The 1,179-nt window shown below is 68.4% G+C and carries 1 pseudogene; it reads right to left on the reverse strand.

The window, feature by feature from the left end:
• Window positions 1-154: 154 nt before the first annotated feature.
• A pseudogene (locus tag BZL64_RS27430) lies at window positions 155-1,179 on the reverse strand (AbfB domain-containing protein); the annotation flags it as partial.

The raw sequence follows: 1,179 nt of genomic DNA on the forward strand, positions 1-1,179 counted from the left end.
GGCCGGCACCGACCTCGTGGGCGGGGTCGCCGCCGACGACACCGCGGCGACCTGGCTGCGCGCTGTCGCGACCGTCATCGAACTGAAGCAGCGCACCCGGAAGCGGGACCGGAATACCTGACAGGCGCCGGCCGTCGGCGGCTGCCTTCCCCGGTCAGTACCCGATCCGGAAGGTCGCGTCCTGCCGGTCCGTGGCCGTGGACACGGGGTCGATGCGCAGGACGTAGTTCGCGTGGCGCAGGTACCGGGTCGGGTTGTTGTACGACCGGAACGACGCCCAGCTCGCGTCCGCGAGGCCCGCCGTGCGGTAGAAGGTCGCGTCGCCGGCGAACGTGGACGTGCCGTCGTTCACGTCCAGCCGGAGCGCGTAGTCGTAGTGCCGCAGATAGCGGGTCGGGTGGCTGACCGATCGGAACGAGACCCCGGAGCTGTCGGCGAGCCCTGGGACGAGGGCCCACTGGGAGTCCTTGTACGGCTCGATCGGATACTCGTCGATACGGCCCGCGTAGTTGGAGTGGCGGACGTAACGGGCCGGGAAGTTGTAGGACTTGAGGCGGTTCCAGGCCGGCGCGCCCCACTTGGCGAGCAGGTTGTCGTACTCGGCCGTCGTGATCGTCGCGATGCCGCAGTGCTTGGAGTTGAGCGGCTGGGTGTAGGTCCTCTGGTCCAGGGCCGTCCAGGTGCCGGAGGCGAGATTGCTCGACTGCCAGGCGTAGAAGACGCCGTTGGGCGTGTACGTGTCTCCATAGAGCCACCAGGTGCCGGAGGCGAGGGACTTGACCACGGTCGGGGCCTCGGTGCCGCCGTGCGCCACGCCGGTGCCGTACTCGGTGAAGCTGCCCGGGTCGAGTGAGGTGGAACGGGCGCTCACCAGTGTCTGGTTCTTCTTGTAGTAGAGGTAGTTGTAGCCGTTCACGCCGACCGCCATGTCGCCGTCGATGACGTCGTAGCCGGGGTCGAAGAAGACCTGCGGGGCGGAGGCGGTGANNTGTACTGGCTGTTGTAGCCCCAGTCGGTGCCCTTGAGGTCGGTGGCGAGCACCACGAAGGTGCCGTCCTGCTTGCGCATGAGGAACGGGTCGCGCAGGCCCAGAGCTCCGGCGGTGGGGGTGACCAGGGGGTTGTTCTGGTTGAGCGGCGTCCAGTTCAGTCCGTCGGGGCTGACGGCCAGGTGCAGGCC

It is taken from the genome of Streptomyces bobili (assembly GCF_002154575.1).
GTDB lineage: Bacteria > Actinomycetota > Actinomycetes > Streptomycetales > Streptomycetaceae > Streptomyces > Streptomyces bobili.